The following is a 16,820-nucleotide window of genomic DNA, read 5'->3' as shown; positions in this document are numbered from 1 at the left end:
GTCGCGACCGACCTTGCGCCGTCAGCCCGTCGTGGCGGCGTCGGTGCCGGATGGTCGGCGGCCCGGGCGCCAGCCCCGGCGCCGGCCGAGGATCAGGATCGGTTTCACCGACAACAGCAGCCCGGCCAGGAGCGCGCCGACGGCGGCGGTCCAGAGCGCGACCGTCTGCTGCCAGGCCAGCGGGTCCGCCGTGGAGGGGGGTGCCGGCATCGCGCCGGCCGGTGGATCGGTACGGGTGCCGAGCAGGCTCGCCACGGCCCGGTACGGGTTGACCACCCCGTACCCGATCTCGGCGTTCTTCCCCTCCGGCGGGCTGTCCGCCGTGCGGATCAGCCGGTCGGCGACCTGCGCCGGATCGAGATCGGGGTGCGCGGCCCGGACCAGCGCGGCCACCCCGGAGACGTACGCGGCGGCGAAGCTGGTACCGCCCTGCGGCTCGGCGATCCAGCCGCTGCCCCCCGGGGCCGGGCCGAGGATGTTCAGCCCGGGTGCGGCGATGTCGACGTAGTCGCCGACGACCGAGCTGCCGACGTGGCCGCCCTCCTCGTCGACCCCGGCGACCGCGATGACCCCGTCGTACGCGGCCGGGTAGGCGGGGCGGTCCTGCTGGTTCTCCTGGCGGTTGCCGGCGGCGGCCACCACGACCACGCCCTCGTCCAGGGCGTGACGGACCGCGTCGGCGAGCTGCCGCGTGGGCAGGGTCACCAGCGACAGGTTGATCACGTCGGCGCCGTTCTGCACCGACCACCGGATGGCCTCGGCGATCTGCCCGGGCAGCCCCTCGTCGGCGGTGGTCCTGGTGTCGGGCAGGACGCGTACCGGAAGGATCCGGGCCTGCGGGGCGATCCCACTGAACGAGGGGCCGTTGCCCTCCTTGCCGGCGATGATGCCGCCGACGATCGTGCCGTGTCCGGCCAGGTCGCAGCGGCCCTGCTGCTGCGGCAGGCCGTTGAAGTCCCGGCCCTGGTCGACCTGACCCCGCAGCACGGGATGGCTGGCGGAGACGCCGGAGTCGATGACCGCCACCGTGACGCCGGCCCCCCGGGAGATCCGCCAGGCGGCGGACGGTTCGAGTCGCCGCAGCGGCCACGGCGTCTCGGCGGGGGCGGACGTGCCGGCGGGGCCGCAGCGGGGGACGGCCGCCGAGGCGGGCGCCGGGGCCGCGACGGCGGTGCCGAGCAGGAGCAGCACGGTGGCGGCTCCACGCGGGACCGCACGGGCGCCGCGCCCGGTTCGGCGGGGTCGCTCGGTCCCGCCCGGTCGGTAACTCTCGCGCACGCGGTGAGATTACCGCCGCGGGCCGCGCCGGCGTCGTCCGCCACCGACGACGTCCGGTTCGGGAAGGGGCGGCGGGAGGCCGGGCCCGGCGCGCGCGGGCCGTCGGGGCCGGCCGGGTGGCGTCCGTCAGGAGCGTTCGGTGGCCTCGGCCGGCTCCTCGGTGAAGAGGGCGAGCAGGTGACCGACCTGTCGATCGGCCTCGGCGGGGTGCCGGAACCGCCCGGCCGGGTTCAGCGTGTACTCGTTGCGCCGGCCCACCCGGGTGCGGTGCAGGTAGCCGCCGGCCTCCAGGTCGGCGACGATCGCCTGGGCGGCCCGTTCCGTGACGCCCACCTCGTCGGCGACGTCGCGGAGCCGGGCCGTGGGGTTGCGGGCGATGGCGAGCAGCACGTGCCCGTGGTTGGTGAGGAACGTCCAGTTCCGGGCGCTCCCGCTCTCCCCTGTCGTCGCCATGTCGCCATGGTATGGCGCGCTCTGCCACTTCGCCTCGCGCCCTCGCGTGCGGCGGCCCCGCGCGGACCACGGGGCTCCCGGGCGGCGCCCCGTCAACGTATGAAACGCATATCACGTATCCCTTGACGTATCTTGCACTGCGTGTGACGGTGTGTGCAGCCCGCGTCCGGCGTCGGCCCGGGTGACCAGGTCGTTCACGTCAGGGAGCGAGGTGGCGGGATGAGCCGTCCCGGATCGCCAGGCATTCAACCGGGCCCGGAACGGACGCCTCCGGCGCCGGCCACGGACACCCCGGCCGGCGTCACGCACGCCGTACCCGCGGACCCGGAGCAGGCCCTGGCCGAGCTGCACGCCGGCAACCGGCGCTTCGTGACCGGCTCCCCACGCCATCCCAACCAGGACGCAGACCACCGTGCGGCGGTCGCCGACGGGCAGCACCCCTTCGCCGTGATCGTCGGCTGTTCCGACTCCCGCCTCGCCGCCGAGATCATCTTCGATCGCGGGCTCGGTGACCTCTTCGTGGTCCGCACCGCCGGGCACACCATCGGTCCCGAGGTGCTGGGCAGCGTGGAGTACGCCGTGACGGTCCTGCGTACGCCGCTGGTGGTGGTGCTCGGGCACGACTCCTGCGGCGCCGTCCAGGCGGCGCGCGCGGCGGACGCCACCGGCACCCGGCCGGCCGGGCACCTCTGCGCCGTGGTGGACGCGGTGGTGCCCAGCCTGCGCCGGGCCGCCGCCGAGGGCGTGGACGACCTCGAACGGATCGTCGACATCCACATCGCCAACACCGTCGAGGCCATGCTGGAGAGGTCCGCGGTGCTCGCCGCGGAGGTGACCGCCGGGCGGTGCGGGGTGGTCGGGATGTCGTACCGCCTGAGCGCCGGCGAGGTGAGCACGGTGGCCTCGGTGGCGGCCGGCACGGCGTCGCCGACCGCCGCCGTGCCCGCCTGACGACAGCCGACCGCCGCCGCCGTGCCCGCCTGACAGCCGCTCTGCGGCCCGCCGGCGCGGCCCGGGGTGGCGCACGCGGCGGCGGCCCGTGACGACGCGACAGGGCCGCTCCGCGTCCGCGGGGCGGCCCTGTCGTCGGGGCGTCTCTAGAGCAGTGACACGTGGACGTGGTCCGTGTGGTTCGACGGGCCGCTGTAGGAACTCCAACCGGTCGCCGGGAACCAGATCTGCCGGTTCCAGATCACGTAGTAGATGCCGAGCCGATCGGCGTTGCGGACCAGGAACGCGGTGAGGTTGTTGCCGTACATGTAGGTGTCGTCGTTGTGCCAGGGGGAGAACCCGCTGCGCTGCAGCGACCAGTCGCAGGCCCGACCCTTCGGATGCTCGTACGGCCCGCCGGAGCGGTAACAGCCGACGAAGCGGTCGAACTTGGCCCGCTTGACCTCCTTGTACATGTGCAGCGTCCGCGCGGTGATGCAGCCCGAGGTGGTCGGGTCGTTCTCGGTGCAGCCCAGGGGCTTCCAGTCGCCGTCCGCGGTACGCCCCGGCGCCATCCGGGCGACCGGCGAGGTGGCGACCACCTTGCCGCTGGTCAGCCCTCTCCCGCCGACGAGTGCGAGCGCCTTCTCCGCCTCGCGCTTGCCGCGGGCCATCTCGTTCGTCAGCTTCGTCTGCTCGCGGACCTCGGCGTCGAGGGCCAGCTTGGCCTGCTCGGCGCGGGTCTTGACCTCGTTCACCGCGGCGAGCTTCTTGGCGTTGACCATGTTCAGCTCGTCGAGGGCGGCGGCGCGCTTGACGAACGAGTCGGGGCTCGCGGTGTCCAGCAGCATCGACACCGCGCCGATCCGCCCGGTGCGGTAGGACTGGGCGGCGATCTGGCTGACCTGCGGGGCGAGCGCCTCCAGCTCGGCCTGCGACCGGTCGACCTCCAGGGCCAGTTCGAGCTGGCGCTTCTTGGACTTCTCCAGCTTGGCCTTGGCCTGGACGTAGCTGCGGTTCCGCGCCTCGATCAGGTCGTCGAGCAGCTTGGGCTCGTTGTCCCCGTGCCCCGAGGGCTTGGGTGGGGTGGTCGGTGCCGCCGCCGCCGGAAGGGGTCCGACGAGGACGGCCAGGGCGGCGAGCACGGCCACCACGGGCGTCGACCAGCGGCGTAGGGGTGCCGTCACAGTTTTCCCTTCCGTCGACCGCCGACCGGGTTAGCTGACGGGTTCGGGGCGGAAGTGGCCCCTACCGCTGTCGCGGATTCACCCCAGTTACCTGGGTCCCCGGCTCGCCTGGCGGCGATTGGGCGGCGGTACCGCAGGCGCCGCTGCGCGCCTTCGGCGGTGACCGGCAGCGAGGTTACCCGAGAGTGCTCCCGGGGATCTACGTCCCCAAGCCGACCAAATGCGTTGTTTCCCAGCGGCGGAGGGTGAGCAGTGACGCGTCTATCAGCGCCGACGTCCCTTTTGGTCACGCTGCGGAGTCTCACCATGCGGTGTCCGTACTGTCCCGGTCGGGCCAGCGGCCGGCGGCGGTGGGCGGCGGGTCCCCGGCGCGCGGGCCGCTGAGCGCCTCCAGCGCCTCGGAGCGGTCGGCCGCGGGCCGGGGGGCCGGGGCGGGCGTGGTCGCGGCGACGCCCTGCCCGGCGGCGGCCCCGCCGCGCCGGCCGGCCGTGGTCACCACGGCGGCCAGCCCGGTGGTCAGGGGCACGGCGGCGATCAGACCCAGGGTGGCGACCGCGCTGCGGACGATCTCCTGGGCCAGGAACTCGCTGGTCAGGATCTGGGTCACCGCCCGGGAATCGGCGGTCAGCAGGAGCAGCACCGGCAGTGAGGCACCGGCGTACGCCAGCACGATGGTGTTCACCGTCGAGGCGATGTGTGCCCGCCCGACCCGGGTCGCCGCCCGGTAGAGCTGCCCGCGGGACAGCCCGGGGTTGGCGTGCGCCAGCTCGGTGACGGTGGCGGCCTGGGTCACCGTCACGTCGTCGAGCACGCCGAGGGAGCCGATGATGATCCCGGCCAGCAGCAGGCCGTGCAGGTCCACGTCGGCCTGGAACATCGACAGCGTCGTGGCGTCCTCGCTGCCGAAGCCGGTCAGATGGGTCGCGGCGGTGGCGATCGTGCCGAGGACGCCGGTGAGCACCAGGCTGCCCAGGGTGCCGAGCACGGCGACCGAGGTCTGCGCGGTCACGCCGTGGGTGAGGTAGAGCACCACGAACATGATCAGGGCCGCCCCGACGACCGCGACCAGCAGCGGTGGGCTCCCGGCGCTGATGCCGGGCAGCACGAAGGTCAGCAGGATGGCGAAGCTCGCCGCCAGGCCGGCCAGCGCCGCCAGCCCGCGCCACCGCCCGAACGCGACGATCGCCGCCGCGAAGAGCGCCACCAGCCAGATCAGCGGCGCGCCCCGCTGGTGCTCCGAGATGCTGTAGGCGCTGACGGTGGGGTCGGCGGGGTCGGTGAGCTCGACCAGGATGATCTCGTCCCCGACGGCCACGGTCGGAGCGCCGGGGCCGGCCGGCACGGGCGTCTCCACCTGCTGGCCGGCGTCGGGGCCGTCGTCCACCCGCACGGTGACCGTGCCGCAGGGGCCCTGCGCCGCGTCCGGGCTCCCCTCCGGGGTCTCCGGGGCCGGCGGGCACGGCTCCGTCACCACCCGGGTCACCGTGCCGTGCTGACGGGGCGGTTCGTCGCTGCCGGCCGCGGGATCGGGTGCGTCCCACGGCCAGAGGGCCAGGGCCGCGACCAGCGTGGCCACGAAGAGAGGCACCACCGTCGCGACGAGGATCCGCCGCACCCCCGGCGGGGCGGACGGAGCGGGACGGGTGTGGTCGGCGCCCATCGAGTTCTCCCAACGAATCCGGGGCGGGGTACGGGCCAACGGGCCGGTCGGTTCAACGCCGCGGCACGGCGCGGCCGGAGGAGAGCCTCCGGCGGCGGGTCGGTCACGTACCGCGGCCGCCGGCCCGTCCCGGTCGGGGACGGCCGGCCGCCGCGCGGTCGGGGGCGCGGGGCGGGCGGTACGCGATCCGGAGGGTCACCGGCCGAATGGTAGCCACCCCGGCATCCGGGCGCAGGTCGCGCGGGGTGGTGTCGGTGCGCGCGTCGGCGCGTGGGCCCGGCGGCAGGTCGTCGGCCCGGCTCCCGCGGTCGGGGTCGGCCGGGCCGCCCGGCGCGGGCCGGGTCAGCCGCGCTTCATGAGGCGACCGACGGCGGCCATCATCTCGGTGGCCATCTCGTCGGCCCGCCCCTCGGCCGCGCCCTCGTGCATGCAGTGCCGCGCGTGCCCGTCGAGCAGGCCGAGCGCGACCTTGTCCAGGGCGGCCTGGATCGCCGAGATCTGGGTGAGCACGTCGATGCAGTAGCGGTCGTCGTCGACCATCTTCTCGATGCCACGGACCTGCCCCTCGACGCGGCGCAGCCGCGCGAGCAGCTGATCCTTGGTGGCGGTGTAGCCCCGGATCGGGGTGGGCGTCGGTGTGGTCATGCGGTCGAGGATACCGTACCCCTCGGGGGTATGGTACGTTCGTCTCCGGCCGGTATACCCCCACCCGGTACCGGTACTTGAGCAAGGGCGGCATTCCGCCTCCGCTTTACCCCTGGGGGGTATAGGCTGGGGCGTCGAGAGGAGAGTTCGATGGTCACCACGACGTACCAGGTGCAGGGCATGACCTGCGGGCACTGCGCCAGCGCGGTCAGCGCCGAGGTCGGCGCGATCACGGGCGTCAGCGACGTCCAGGTCGACGTGGCCGCCGGCCGCGTCACCGTCACCAGCGAGAGTCCCCTGGACACCGACACCGTGCGCGCCGCCGTCGACGAGGCCGGCTACGACCTCGTCGGCGCCTGACGGCCACGGAGAAGACGAGGCATTCCATGAACACGGCGACGAAGCTGAGCGCCTTCGCCCTGGGCGTCGCGACGGTGTTCGGCGCGACGTACGGGGCCGCCCGGGTGGCCGGTCCCGAAGCCGCGCCCGCCGAGAGCCGTCACGACGCCACCGGCGACCACGGGGCCGGCGGCGAGGCCGGCCACGGGGGCGAGCAGGGGGGTGCGGCCCACCTGCCCGGTGGGCTGCTCGTCTCGGAGCGCGGCTACACCCTGCGCCCCGTCGACGCCCCGGCCGGGCAGTTCGCCTTCCAGGTCACCGGTCCCGACGGCCGGGCGGTCACCGCGTACGAGGTGGCGCACGACAAGCGCATGCACCTGATCGTCGCCCGGCGCGACCTCTCGGGCTTCCGGCACGTGCACCCCGAGATGGGGCCGGACGGCACCTGGCGGGTCGACTCGCCCCTCGGCGGGCCCGGCGTGTGGCGGGCGTTCGCCGACTTCACGCCCACCGGAGGCGAGGCGCTGACGCTCGGCGTCGACGTGACCGTCCCCGGCGCGCTGACCGGGCGGCCGCTGCCCGCCCCGGCGACCAGCACCACGGTCGACGGCTACACCGTCACCCTCGCCGGCGCGCCACAGCCCGGCCGCACCGCCGAGCTGACCCTGACGGTGAGCCGCGACGGCGCGCCGGTCACCGACCTGGAGCCCTACCTGGGCGCGTACGGCCACCTGGTGGCGCTGCGCCAGGGCGACCTGGCCTACCTGCACGTGCACCCGAACGGCGAACCGGGCGACGGGCGGACCAGCCCCGGGCCCGAGGTGCGCTTCGCCGCCGAAATGCCGTCGGCCGGCGCCTACCGGCTCTACCTGGACTTCAACCACCGTGGCGTCGTGCGTACCGCCGAGTTCACGGTGATCGCCGGCGCCCCGGCGACCCCCGGCGTACCGGCGGCGAGCACGCCCGCCGCCACGACCACCCCGACCGCCGGCGCCGACCACGGCGCCCCCGGCCACGGGCACGACTGACGGGACCCGTGATGACGACCAGCAGCAAGCCCCTGCCGTACGCGCCGAACCAGATCGAGCTGGCGATCGGCGGGATGACCTGCGCCTCCTGCGCCGCCCGGATCGAGAAGAAGCTGAACCGGATGGACGGGGTGACCGCCACGGTCAACTACGCCACCGAGAAGGCCACCGTCCGGTACGCCGGCGAGGTCACCCCGGACGACCTGATCGCCACGGTGGAGAAGACCGGCTACACCGCGGCGCTGCCGCCCCCGCCCGCCTCCGCCGGTGGCGGCGGCCCCGCCGCCGAGCCGGTGGACGAGCTGCGCGGCCTGCGTACCCGCCTCTGGGTCTCGGCCGTGCTCACCGTGCCGGTGGTCGTCCTGGCGATGGTCCCCGCCTGGCAGTTCGACTTCTGGCAGTGGCTGTCGCTGACCCTGGCCGCCCCGGTGGTGGTCTACGGCGGCCTGCCCTTCCACCGGGCGGCCTGGATCAACCTGCGGCACGGCGCGGCGACGATGGACACCCTGGTCTCCCTCGGCACCCTGGCCGCGTTCGGCTGGTCGCTCTGGGCGCTCTTCCTGGGCACGGCCGGCACGCCCGGGATGACCCACCCGTTCAGCCTCGCCATCAGCCGCAGCGACGGCGCCGGCAACATCTACCTGGAGGCGGCGGCCGGGGTGACGGTGTTCATCCTCGCCGGCCGCTACTTCGAGGCGCGGGCGAAGCGGACGGCCGGGGCGGCCATGCGCGCCCTGCTGGAGCTGGGCGCCAGGGAGGTCGCGGTGCTGCGCGGCGGCACGGAGACCCGGATCCCGGTGGACCAGCTCGTCGTGGGCGACCGGTTCGTGGTCCGACCCGGCGAGAAGATCGCCACGGACGGGGTGGTCGACGAGGGCACCTCGGCGGTCGACGCCAGCATGCTCACCGGGGAGTCCGTCCCCGTGGAGGTCGGCCCCGGTGACTTCGTGGTCGGCGCGACCGTCAACGCCGGCGGCCGGCTGGTGGTCACCGCGACGCGGATCGGCGGCGACACCCAGCTGGCCCAGATGGCCCGGCTGGTCGAGCAGGCGCAGAGCGGCAAGGCGGCGGTGCAGCGGCTCGCCGACCGGGTCTCCGGCGTCTTCGTGCCGATCGTGATCGCCCTGGCGGTGGGCACCCTCGGCTGGTGGCTCGGCACCGGGGCCGGTCCCGCCACCGCGTTCACCGCCGCCGTGGCGGTGCTGATCATCGCCTGCCCGTGCGCCCTCGGGCTCGCCACGCCGACGGCCCTGCTCGTCGGCACCGGCCGGGGCGCGCAACTCGGCATCCTGATCAAGGGACCGGAGGTGCTGGAGTCCACCCGGCAGGTGCACACCGTGGTGCTGGACAAGACCGGCACCGTCACCACCGGCCAGATGACGCTGGTGGACGTGCTCCCGGCGGCCGGCGAGGACCGCGCCGAGCTGCTCCGGCTCGCCGGGGCGCTGGAGTCCGCGTCGGAGCACCCGATCGCCCGGGCGGTCGCCACGGGTGCGGCCGAGGCGGGCGCCCTGCCGCCGGTCACCGGGTTCGTCAACTCCGAGGGGCTCGGCGTGACCGGGACGGTCGAGGGCCGGGAGGTGCTGGTGGGCCGGCCCCGGCTGCTGCGCGAGCACGGTCTCGACGTACCGGAGGAGGTCGCGCGGGCGGCGAGCACGGCGGAGGCCGAGGGGCGCACGGCGGTGCTCGCCGCCTGGGGCGGCCGGGCCCGGGGCGTCCTGGCGGTGGCCGACGTGGTCAGGCCGACCAGCCGGGCGGCGATCGCGCGGCTGCGCGAGCTGGGCCTGACTCCGGTGCTGCTGACCGGCGACAACTCCACCGTCGCCGAGGCGGTCGCCGCCGAGCTGGGCATCGACGAGGTGATCTCCGACGTGCTGCCCGCCGAGAAGGTCGACGTGGTGCGGCGGCTCCAGGCCGAGGGGCGGACGGTGGCGATGGTCGGCGACGGCGTCAACGACGCCGCCGCGCTGGCCCAGGCCGACCTCGGCCTCGCCATGGGCACCGGCACGGACGTGGCGATCGAGGCCTCCGACCTGACCCTGGTCCGGGGCGACCTGATGGCCGCCGTGGACGCGATCCGGCTCGCCCGGCGCACCCTCGGCATCATCAAGGGCAACCTCTTCTGGGCCTTCGCCTACAACGTGGCGGCCCTGCCGCTGGCCGCCGCCGGCCTGCTGAACCCGATGATCGCCGGCGCCGCCATGGCGTTCTCCTCGGTCTTCGTGGTCGCCAACAGCCTCCGGCTGCGGGGCTTCCGCCCGGTCGCCTGAGCCGCGCCCACCGCGCCGCCGGCCCTCGGGAGGGGCCGGCGGCGCCGTGGCCGGCACCGGTCGCCACGGGCGGGGCGGCGGGCGGTTGGGCGGCGGACGGTTGGGCGGTGGCGTCGGGGGGTACACCAGTGACGTACCGGCACCGCAAAATCGGAGGTTGACATGGGTTTCGATGACAAGATCAACAACACGACCGAGGACGCCGCCGGAAAGCTGAAGGAGGGCGCCGGCCGCGCCACCGACAACGAGCGGCTCGAAGCCGAGGGGCGCAACGAGCAGGCCGGGGCCAAGCTGAAGCAGGCCGGCGAGAAGATCAAGGACGCCTTCAAGAGCTGACCGCGTACGCGGGGCACCGCCGGGTCGGCCGAGAGCCGACCCGGCGGTAGGCGCGTACGTGTCCCCCGGGTCGCCCACTCGTTGGCAGGACGACGTCCCCGGTGCCGCCCGAGCCCGTGCCGTCCCGCGGGACGGTCGAGATCCCGAACGGAGGGTCCCGTGTCCCGATCCGTCGTGTACGCCCGGCGCGCCGCCGCCGCGGTGGCGCTCGGGGTGCTGGCCATGGGATGTCAGGACGCCGCGCGGCAGGAGGCCACCCCGACCGCCGCCGCCCCGCCGGGCCCGACGGCACCGGTGAGCGCCACCAGCAGCCCGTCCCCGGTCGCCACGACGGCGGCCAACACCGCGGAGGTCTGCCGCGAGGTCGACCGGGTCATCCTCGCGGGCAGCCGGAAGATCGCCACCGACTCGGCGGCCACCGTCACCCGGGACCTGACCGGCGAACAGGTCGCCGACCAGCTCCGACGCAACCTTGCCGGGCTGGCCGACGACGTACGCGCCCAGGCCCGCCGCGCCGCCGACCCGGAGATCCGCGCCCTGATCGAGGAGACCGCCGACCGGATCGACGCCGGCTCCCGGGCCGCCCGCCCGGCCGCGTGGATGGACTCCACCTTCACCGGCATCCCGCCGAGGCTGACCCGCGAGTGCCGCGCCTGACGGCGGCTCAGCGCCGGCCGCGTACCTGGCGGGTCGGGGCGGGGCCGGGGCCGAGCGAGGCGCGGTCGGCGGCGGAGGTGCCTGACGACCAGCCCTCGGCGTCGCGCACGGTGAGCCGGCCCCGGACGACGCCGGGGAAGAGGGTGTCGAGCCGCTCACGTACCGCCTCGGCGCGGGTCGCGAGCACCGGCAGCAGCCGCTCCGGCCCGTTCCGCGCCGCCGCCTCCCGGTCCGCCTCCTCGGTGGCGGCCCGCAGCCGCTCGCCGATCCGCAGCGCGAAGGCGTTCAGGAAGGACTCGTCGTAGTCCCGGGTCCGGCGCCCGCCGCCCTTCGCCCGCCGTTCCCCCCTGCCCCGCAGCATCGCGGCTGTGGCCTGGACCAGCAGCGAGGTGTAGAGCAGCTCGACCGCCTCCAGGTCGGCGGGCCAACCCAGCACGGTGGTGAAGCCGAGGTCGTCGGACCAGACGGCCTCGCAGCGGTTCGCCGCCGCCACCTCCTGCGCCAGCAGTGCCTTCGCGCCCCCGTACGGGGCCTCGGTGCCGAGGCGCACCCCGCCGGGCCGGTCGGTGGGCTCGGCGACGCCGGCCAGCAGCGCCTGGTCGATGCTGTGCCGGGCGATCAGCTCCTGGGCCTTGCCGGTCAGCGCCTCCGCCTCGGCCGGGTAGGTGGTCGACTCCGCCTTGGCCAGCAGCGCCCGCACCCGGTCGAGCATCCGGGAGCCGCCGCCCGACCCGCCGCGCGCGGCGGCCGGCCCGGGCGCGCCCGGCGGCGGGCGCAGCACGGCGATCGGCGGGAGCCCCTCGACCAGCGCCAACGCGTCGACCGCCGCCCGCAGCGCGGTGAACCGGTCGCACCCGGTGCGGGCGGCCCAGGCGACCAGGTGGCCCGCGTCGGCGTCCCACCAGACCTCCGCGCCGAGGTCGCGCAGCTGCTCGTCCCACCACGGCGGCACCGGCCCGGCCGGGTCGCGGCGCTCGGCGGCGAGGGCGTCGGTGACCAGCCCGGCGGGGCGGGGGCCGAGCCGGCGGGCCGCGAGCCGCGCCAGGTCCACCGGCTGCCAGCCGCGCTGCGCCTGCCGCCCGACGCTCCGGGCCAGGCGACGCAGCAGGGCGGCGTCCACCACCGCCGCGCCGTCCGCGGCGCCGGTCCCGATCATCAGCCGGTCCAGCTGCCGCTCCGCGAGGCGTACGTCGGTGCCCCGCACCGCCGCGAGCGCGTCGCTGATCAGTTCCTCGGCGTCCGGCACGGCGTGTCCTCCTGGGGTCTGCTTCGGCGCGCCCGGGAGCGATCGTCGCCTGCCCGCAGAAGGTACCTCCGGGCGGGCCCGCCGTCCGCCGGTCGTGACCGTTGCCACCAGCGCCCGCCTGGACCGGCGCATGATTCGGCCCTCGCGGGGGTAGATCGTGCTCCGACGGCACGTGAGGCGAGGTAGCGGATGGCGGGTTCGTGGTCCCCGGGCGGCTCCGGCGCGCCGGACTTCCGCCGGTCGGTCCTGGCCGCCGCGGTGATCGGCGTGGCGGTGATGGCGGCCGTCGACGAGATCGTCTTCCACCAGCTCCTCGGCTGGCACCACTTCTACGACCGGTCCACCCTCGCCGTGGGGCTGCTCTCCGACGGCCTGCTGCACTCCGCCGAGCTGATCGCCCTGGTCGGCGGCTTCTTCTGGTTCGCCGACCTGCGCCGTCGGCGCGCCCTGGTGCCCGGGGCCGCCTGGGGCGGGTTCCTCCTCGGCGCCGGGGCGTTCCAGCTCTTCGACGGGATCGTCGACCACAAGGTGCTGCGGCTGCACCAGATCCGTTACGGCGTGCACCTGCTGCCGTACGACGTGGTGTGGAACGCGGCGGCCGTGGCGCTGCTGCTGCTCGGCGCGTGGGTGACCTGGCGGGTACGCTCCCGCGCGGCGCGTGCCGCCCGGTGACGTCGCTGGCGCACCCCGGAACCGGCGGAGAGTCGGCGACGCTGCCCCTGGCGGCGGTCGCGGTGCTCGCCCTCGGCTACCTGCTGGCCGTGTCGCGCGACGGGCGCGGCTGGCGGCGCCGGCGTACGGTCGCCTGGCTGACCGGCTGCGCGGTGCTGGCGGTCGCCCTCGGCCCGGTCGGGGGCGGGGCCGGCGACCCGCGCGCCCACATGGCCCAGCACCTGCTGCTCGGCATGGTGGCCCCGCTCGCGCTGGCCCTCGGCGCGCCGGTCACCCTGCTGCTGCGGGTCGTCCCGCCGCCGGTCGGCCGCCGGATCGGCCGGTTCCTGCGGGCCCGGCCGGTGCACGTGCTCGCCCATCCGGTGACGGCGGCGCTGCTCACCACGGGCGGTCTCGCGCTGGTGCTGCTCACCCCGCTCTACGCGGCGGCCGAGCGGGACCCGGTGCTGCACCAGGCCCTGCACCTGCACTACGTCGCCGCCGGCTACCTCTTCGCCTGGTCGGTGGCCGGCCCGGACCCGGCCCCGCGCCGACCCGGGCCGGCGGTGCGGGTCGGCGCGCTGCTCGGCGCGGGGGCCGGGCACGCCGTGCTGGCCAAGTACCTCTACGCGCACGCCGCCACCCTGCCGCCGGGGCTGCCCGACCGGGACGTCGCGGCGCTGCGCGCCGCGGCCCGGTTGATGTACTACGGCGGCGACGTCGGCGAGCTGCTGCTCGCCGTCGCCCTGTTCGTCGCCTGGTACCGGCGGGGCCGGCCACGCCGGCCGGCGCTCCCGGACGGCGACCGGCGCGGGGCCACCCCGGTCACCCCGGTCAGCCGACGTACGCGTTTCCGGCCGTCATCCGCAGGGTGAAGCCGTCCTCGTCGCGCTGCCAGGTGACGTGGTTGCAGGACTGGTAGGTGATCCACAGACCGAGCCCGCCCGGGGCGCCGTCGGAGACGGGGAGCAGCCCGCAGAACGGGTCGACCGGCCCGTGGCCGCCGTCGCTGACCGTCGCGACGATGCGGTCGTCGCCGGCCCAGACGCGCAGCCGGACCGGTGGCCTGCCGTGGCGCAGCGCGTTGGTGACGATCTCGCTGACCGCGACGACGAGATCCTCGACGTCGTCGGCCGGCACCTGACCCTGGTCGGCCTTGTGGACGGCGGCGCGCGCCTCGGCCGCGGTCGGCTCGGCCAGCTCGACGACCGGCGGGCGCGACTGGAGGGGGTCGGGCACGACCGGGGGGTGCTGCCGCAGGTAACGCGCCGGCGGCGTCCAGGTCGCGCTGGGCACGTGCCGGCCGTCGGGGGTGGCGAACCGGGGGTGCGTCCGGGCCACGTCCGCCAGCACCCGTGCCGGCGTCATCCGGGTGTCGTAGGCGCACATGCTCCAGAGCGGGAAGTCGTCGTACGCGTGGTTGATGGCAGACTCGTACCGGGCCCACCAGTCCCAGGTCGCGCCGAACGAGACCGACGGCACCTCACCGATGATGCGGATCTGCCCGGCGCCGGCGGCGACCTGCTCGGCGAGGAGCTGACGGTAGGAGCGGATGGCGACGGCGGGGCGGGCGTAGACGTCGCCGCCGGGCAGGAAACCGACCGCGCACCCCGTCGGCAGCGCCGAGCGGACCAGCCGGGCGGTGCGCTCGCCCAGCGCCACGAAGGTGGGCTCGCCCGCCTCGACCCCGCCGAGCAGGAACGGCACCACCACGGCGAGCAGCTCGTCGTCGGAGTCGTAGCGGACGGCCTCGTGGAAGTAGCCGTCGTGCTGGGCGGGGGCGCCGGTCCTCACGGGACGACCTCCACGCGGATCCCGGGCAGGCTCAGCAGGTCGACCAGGCGCGCCGGGGCGGAGCGTGGGGTGCGTAGCACGGCGGTCGCCCCGCGCCGGTGCGCGTAGTCGGCGAGGAGGGTCAGGGCCCGGTGGTCCAGGAAGCGCAGGTCGGACGCGGAGAGCACCAGCTCGTCGTCGGTCGGCCGCAGGTCGGCGCGGTCCAACGCGGTGCGGAACTGCTCGTGGTTCGACATGTCCAGTTCGCCGGCGATCGCGGCGTGCCCGTCCTGCGGCGGGACGGCGTGCACCCGGAACAGCAGGTCCTCGACGTTGGTCGACGGGTGCATGCAGGCCAGCTCGGCGACGGCCCGCTCACCCAGGGTCGGCCGGTGGTAGGCGCACACCGCCGAGAACGGGCTGGTGCGCATGTAGCGGTCGATGAGGTGCTCGTACCGGGTGAAGACGTCCAGCTTGGCCGGGGTGCTGACGAGCTCGGTGGCCTCGGCGACCACGCGCAGGCCGGTGTGGCCGTCGGCCAGCGCCTCGGCGGTGGCCGACGCGTAGGCGGCGACCTGCGCCGCCGGGTCGATGACGTGGTCGGACGAGTAGGTCGAGACCAGAGGGACCACCGTGGCGGCGCCCCGCCGGGTGGCGGCGGCGAAGCCGGGCAGGGCGCGCAGCCGCTCGGCCACCGCGTCGCCGGGCCGCGGGGTGATGTACCAGAAGCGCTCGCCCGCGGCGAGGCTCGCGGCCAGGTGGCGCTCCGCCTGGTCCGCCAGGGACTCCGGGTCGTCGTACGTCCAGCAGACGTGATTGCCTTCCCCGCTGTGCCGCTCCGGGGCGATCACGATGGCTGCCTCACGACACGAGTGTAGGCCGCCCGGCGAAGGGTGCCGAGCCGGCGACCATCCCGCCCCCGGCGGGAGGCCGCCCGCCCGTCACGCCGCCGCCTCCGTCGTCGCTGTCGTCAGCGTCGTCTCCGCCGGCTCCCTCTCCGCCGCGTCCGCCTCCGGCCGTCCGGGCCGCCCGGTGCGGGCGACGGCCCGGTCAACCGCTCCGCGTTCCGCTCAGGCGCGCCGTGCGGGGGAAGGACGCCCAGATGTTCTTGGTGGTGCCCGTGGCGTACCAGGCGACGTCGAGGGAGAGGGCACGGGCGAGTTGCAGCCCGCGCCCGCCGGTCGCGACGGGCTGGTCGTCGGTGAGTTCCGGGCGGGAGCCCAGGTCGTGGTCGGCGACGTCGAGGATGAGGTACTCGTCCGTGGCGAGCAGCCGGACGATGGTGGGCGGGATGCCGTGCCGCAGGGCGTTCGTGGCGAGTTCCGTGGCGATCAGCACGACGAGTTCGGGAATCTCCTCCAGCGCCTCGCCCTCGCCGAGCACGTCGCCGGTCAGCTCCTCGTGCAGGGAGGCCCGCAGGGCCCGCAGGTCCGCCGCCTTCGACAGCGTCCACCGCCGCAGCTCGGCGGCCTGCGGCGGTGGCGGGGAACTGCTCAGCTCGGCCATGGTCCCGTTCTACCCGATCTCCGGCCGGCTCATGCCGGCCGGCGGCGGTCAGCGCACCGGGTCGTGGGTGCCGCGCGGTAACCCGGGGGGCGTACCCGCTCGGCGGCCATCCGGTCCCCGACCGTCAGGCCGTGTCGCTCGACCGCCGTCAGCCCGTACGCCCCGCACGTCGGGGTGAACCGGCACCGCCCCGGCCGGTGCGGCGACCGACGCGCCGCCGCCGCGGGGAACCGACCGACGGGTGGCACCGCGACGCGGTGGCGGCAGGGCGCCCGGGGGCGGTGGCGCGGGAGCGGGAGCGGGTCGAACGGTCCGCACCGGTGTCCCCACCGCGGGCGCCGTCCCCGTGTCGCATGCGGGGCGTCCGTCGCGGGTAGTGCGGAGGCAATGACCGAGAGGAGACCACCGTGCCCAGCACCACGAAGTCGATGCTCGACACCTATCCCGAGTCGATCAATCTGGACCGGGACGCACTGGCCGCCGTCATCGAGGCTCTGAACGCCTGCGCCCAGGCCTGCACCGCCTGCGCCGACGCCTGCCTGAGCGAGGACATGGTCGCCGAGTTGACGAAGTGCGTACGGACGAACCTGGACTGCGCGGACATCTGCACCACGACCTCCCGGGTGCTGTCCCGGCACACCGGCTACGACGCCAACATCAGCCGCAGCCTGCTGGAGGCGTGCGCCGTGGCCTGCCGGGCCTGCGGTGACGAGTGCACCGGCCACGCGGAGATGCACGAGCACTGCCGGGTCTGCGCCGAGGCCTGCCGCGCGTGCGAACGGGCCTGCCGTGACCTGCTCGCCACCATGAGCTGACCGGTACGGAGACGGCCGGCGCACCGTCCGCGCGTCGTCGTGTCGG

General features: G+C 75.5%; 19 protein-coding genes and 1 riboswitch. Of the genes, 9 read left to right on the top strand and 10 right to left on the bottom strand.

Features of this window, described 5'->3' with window-relative positions:
* Positions 1 to 21: 21 nt before the first annotated feature.
* Positions 22 to 1,191, bottom strand: a complete 1,170-nt coding sequence (gene mycP / locus V6V16_RS02700) for a type VII secretion-associated serine protease mycosin (RefSeq protein WP_334559159.1) — start codon at positions 1,189 to 1,191, stop codon at positions 22 to 24.
* A 213-nt stretch (positions 1,192 to 1,404) separates the two neighbouring features.
* A complete protein-coding gene (locus tag V6V16_RS02695; protein ID WP_334559158.1) occupies positions 1,405 to 1,731 on the bottom strand; it encodes a helix-turn-helix transcriptional regulator in 327 nt (108 codons plus the stop codon).
* Positions 1,732 to 1,950: 219 nt separating this feature from the next.
* Here V6V16_RS02695 and V6V16_RS02690 point away from each other — a divergent pair, with 219 nt between their 5' ends.
* A complete protein-coding gene (locus V6V16_RS02690; RefSeq protein ID WP_334559156.1) occupies positions 1,951 to 2,682 on the top strand; it encodes a carbonic anhydrase in 732 nt (243 codons plus the stop codon).
* Positions 2,683 to 2,828: 146 nt separating this feature from the next.
* Here V6V16_RS02690 and V6V16_RS02685 read toward each other — a convergent pair whose 3' ends face one another.
* The 3 genes from V6V16_RS02685 to V6V16_RS02675 all read right to left on the bottom strand — a co-directional run bounded on the left by V6V16_RS02685 (position 2,829) and on the right by V6V16_RS02675 (position 6,153).
* Positions 2,829 to 3,848 (bottom strand): coiled-coil domain-containing protein, encoded by a 1,020-nt coding sequence (locus V6V16_RS02685; protein WP_334559154.1) that lies wholly within the window; start codon positions 3,846 to 3,848, stop codon positions 2,829 to 2,831.
* Positions 3,849 to 3,852: 4 nt separating this feature from the next.
* Positions 3,853 to 3,983: riboswitch (cyclic di-AMP (ydaO/yuaA leader) on the bottom strand.
* A 166-nt stretch (positions 3,984 to 4,149) separates the two neighbouring features.
* On the bottom strand, positions 4,150 to 5,508 hold the full coding sequence (locus V6V16_RS02680) for a YibE/F family protein (protein ID WP_334559153.1): 1,359 nt from the start codon (positions 5,506 to 5,508) through the stop codon (positions 4,150 to 4,152).
* Between the two features lie 342 nt (positions 5,509 to 5,850).
* Positions 5,851 to 6,153, bottom strand: coding sequence for a metal-sensitive transcriptional regulator (locus V6V16_RS02675; RefSeq protein WP_334559152.1), 303 nt, complete (start codon positions 6,151 to 6,153; stop codon positions 5,851 to 5,853).
* A 150-nt stretch (positions 6,154 to 6,303) separates the two neighbouring features.
* On the opposite strand from V6V16_RS02675, the gene V6V16_RS02670 reads away from it, so the two are divergent.
* From V6V16_RS02670 to V6V16_RS02650, 5 genes are all read left to right on the top strand, one after another.
* Positions 6,304 to 6,513, top strand: a complete 210-nt coding sequence (locus V6V16_RS02670; RefSeq protein WP_334559151.1) for a heavy-metal-associated domain-containing protein — start codon at positions 6,304 to 6,306, stop codon at positions 6,511 to 6,513.
* Between the two features lie 26 nt (positions 6,514 to 6,539).
* Positions 6,540 to 7,520, top strand: a complete 981-nt coding sequence (locus V6V16_RS02665) for a hypothetical protein (protein ID WP_334559149.1) — start codon at positions 6,540 to 6,542, stop codon at positions 7,518 to 7,520.
* 11 nt (positions 7,521 to 7,531) lie between these two features.
* Complete coding sequence (locus V6V16_RS02660) at positions 7,532 to 9,790, top strand: heavy metal translocating P-type ATPase (protein ID WP_334559148.1); 2,259 nt, start codon at positions 7,532 to 7,534, stop codon at positions 9,788 to 9,790.
* Positions 9,791 to 9,952: 162 nt separating this feature from the next.
* The gene (locus V6V16_RS02655; RefSeq protein ID WP_101413916.1) at positions 9,953 to 10,126 is read left to right on the top strand and encodes a CsbD family protein; all 174 of its coding nucleotides are present in this window, start codon (positions 9,953 to 9,955) and stop codon (positions 10,124 to 10,126) included.
* Between the two features lie 159 nt (positions 10,127 to 10,285).
* Positions 10,286 to 10,783, top strand: coding sequence for a hypothetical protein (locus V6V16_RS02650; protein ID WP_334559145.1), 498 nt, complete (start codon positions 10,286 to 10,288; stop codon positions 10,781 to 10,783).
* A gap of 7 nt (positions 10,784 to 10,790) precedes the next feature.
* Here V6V16_RS02650 and V6V16_RS02645 read toward each other — a convergent pair whose 3' ends face one another.
* Positions 10,791 to 12,029, bottom strand: coding sequence for a DUF2786 domain-containing protein (locus V6V16_RS02645; protein WP_334559144.1), 1,239 nt, complete (start codon positions 12,027 to 12,029; stop codon positions 10,791 to 10,793).
* A gap of 189 nt (positions 12,030 to 12,218) precedes the next feature.
* On the opposite strand from V6V16_RS02645, the gene V6V16_RS02640 reads away from it, so the two are divergent.
* Together V6V16_RS02640 and V6V16_RS02635 are read left to right on the top strand one after the other, a co-directional pair.
* Positions 12,219 to 12,701, top strand: a complete 483-nt coding sequence (locus V6V16_RS02640; protein ID WP_334559142.1) for a DUF2243 domain-containing protein — start codon at positions 12,219 to 12,221, stop codon at positions 12,699 to 12,701.
* Complete coding sequence (locus V6V16_RS02635; RefSeq protein ID WP_334559140.1) at positions 12,698 to 13,555, top strand: cytochrome c oxidase assembly protein; 858 nt, start codon at positions 12,698 to 12,700, stop codon at positions 13,553 to 13,555. The genes V6V16_RS02640 and V6V16_RS02635 overlap by 4 nt, the downstream gene beginning before the upstream one ends.
* Here the strand turns inward: V6V16_RS02635 and V6V16_RS02630 are convergent.
* The 4 genes from V6V16_RS02630 to yidD form a co-directional block, all read right to left on the bottom strand.
* Positions 13,515 to 14,474: a sensor histidine kinase gene (locus V6V16_RS02630; RefSeq protein ID WP_334559139.1), complete on the bottom strand. Its 960-nt coding sequence runs from the start codon at positions 14,472 to 14,474 to the stop codon at positions 13,515 to 13,517. The genes V6V16_RS02635 and V6V16_RS02630 overlap by 41 nt on opposite strands.
* Positions 14,471 to 15,304, bottom strand: coding sequence for an MEDS domain-containing protein (locus V6V16_RS02625; protein WP_334559138.1), 834 nt, complete (start codon positions 15,302 to 15,304; stop codon positions 14,471 to 14,473). The genes V6V16_RS02630 and V6V16_RS02625 overlap by 4 nt, the downstream gene beginning before the upstream one ends.
* A gap of 199 nt (positions 15,305 to 15,503) precedes the next feature.
* The gene (locus V6V16_RS02620) at positions 15,504 to 15,959 is read right to left on the bottom strand and encodes an ATP-binding protein (protein WP_334559136.1); all 456 of its coding nucleotides are present in this window, start codon (positions 15,957 to 15,959) and stop codon (positions 15,504 to 15,506) included.
* 29 nt (positions 15,960 to 15,988) lie between these two features.
* Positions 15,989 to 16,207, bottom strand: coding sequence for a membrane protein insertion efficiency factor YidD (gene yidD, locus V6V16_RS27840; protein WP_442934017.1), 219 nt, complete (start codon positions 16,205 to 16,207; stop codon positions 15,989 to 15,991).
* Positions 16,208 to 16,366: 159 nt separating this feature from the next.
* On the opposite strand from yidD, the gene V6V16_RS02610 reads away from it, so the two are divergent.
* The gene (locus tag V6V16_RS02610; RefSeq protein ID WP_334559134.1) at positions 16,367 to 16,774 is read left to right on the top strand and encodes a four-helix bundle copper-binding protein; all 408 of its coding nucleotides are present in this window, start codon (positions 16,367 to 16,369) and stop codon (positions 16,772 to 16,774) included.
* The last annotated feature ends 46 nt before the right edge of the window (positions 16,775 to 16,820 follow it).

Origin of the sequence: Micromonospora sp. CPCC 205561 (assembly GCF_036906775.1) — a bacterium.
GTDB lineage: Bacteria > Actinomycetota > Actinomycetes > Mycobacteriales > Micromonosporaceae > Micromonospora.
The sequence above is the reverse complement of the archived record's forward strand: the minus strand, read 5'-3'. Positions and strand labels throughout refer to the sequence as shown.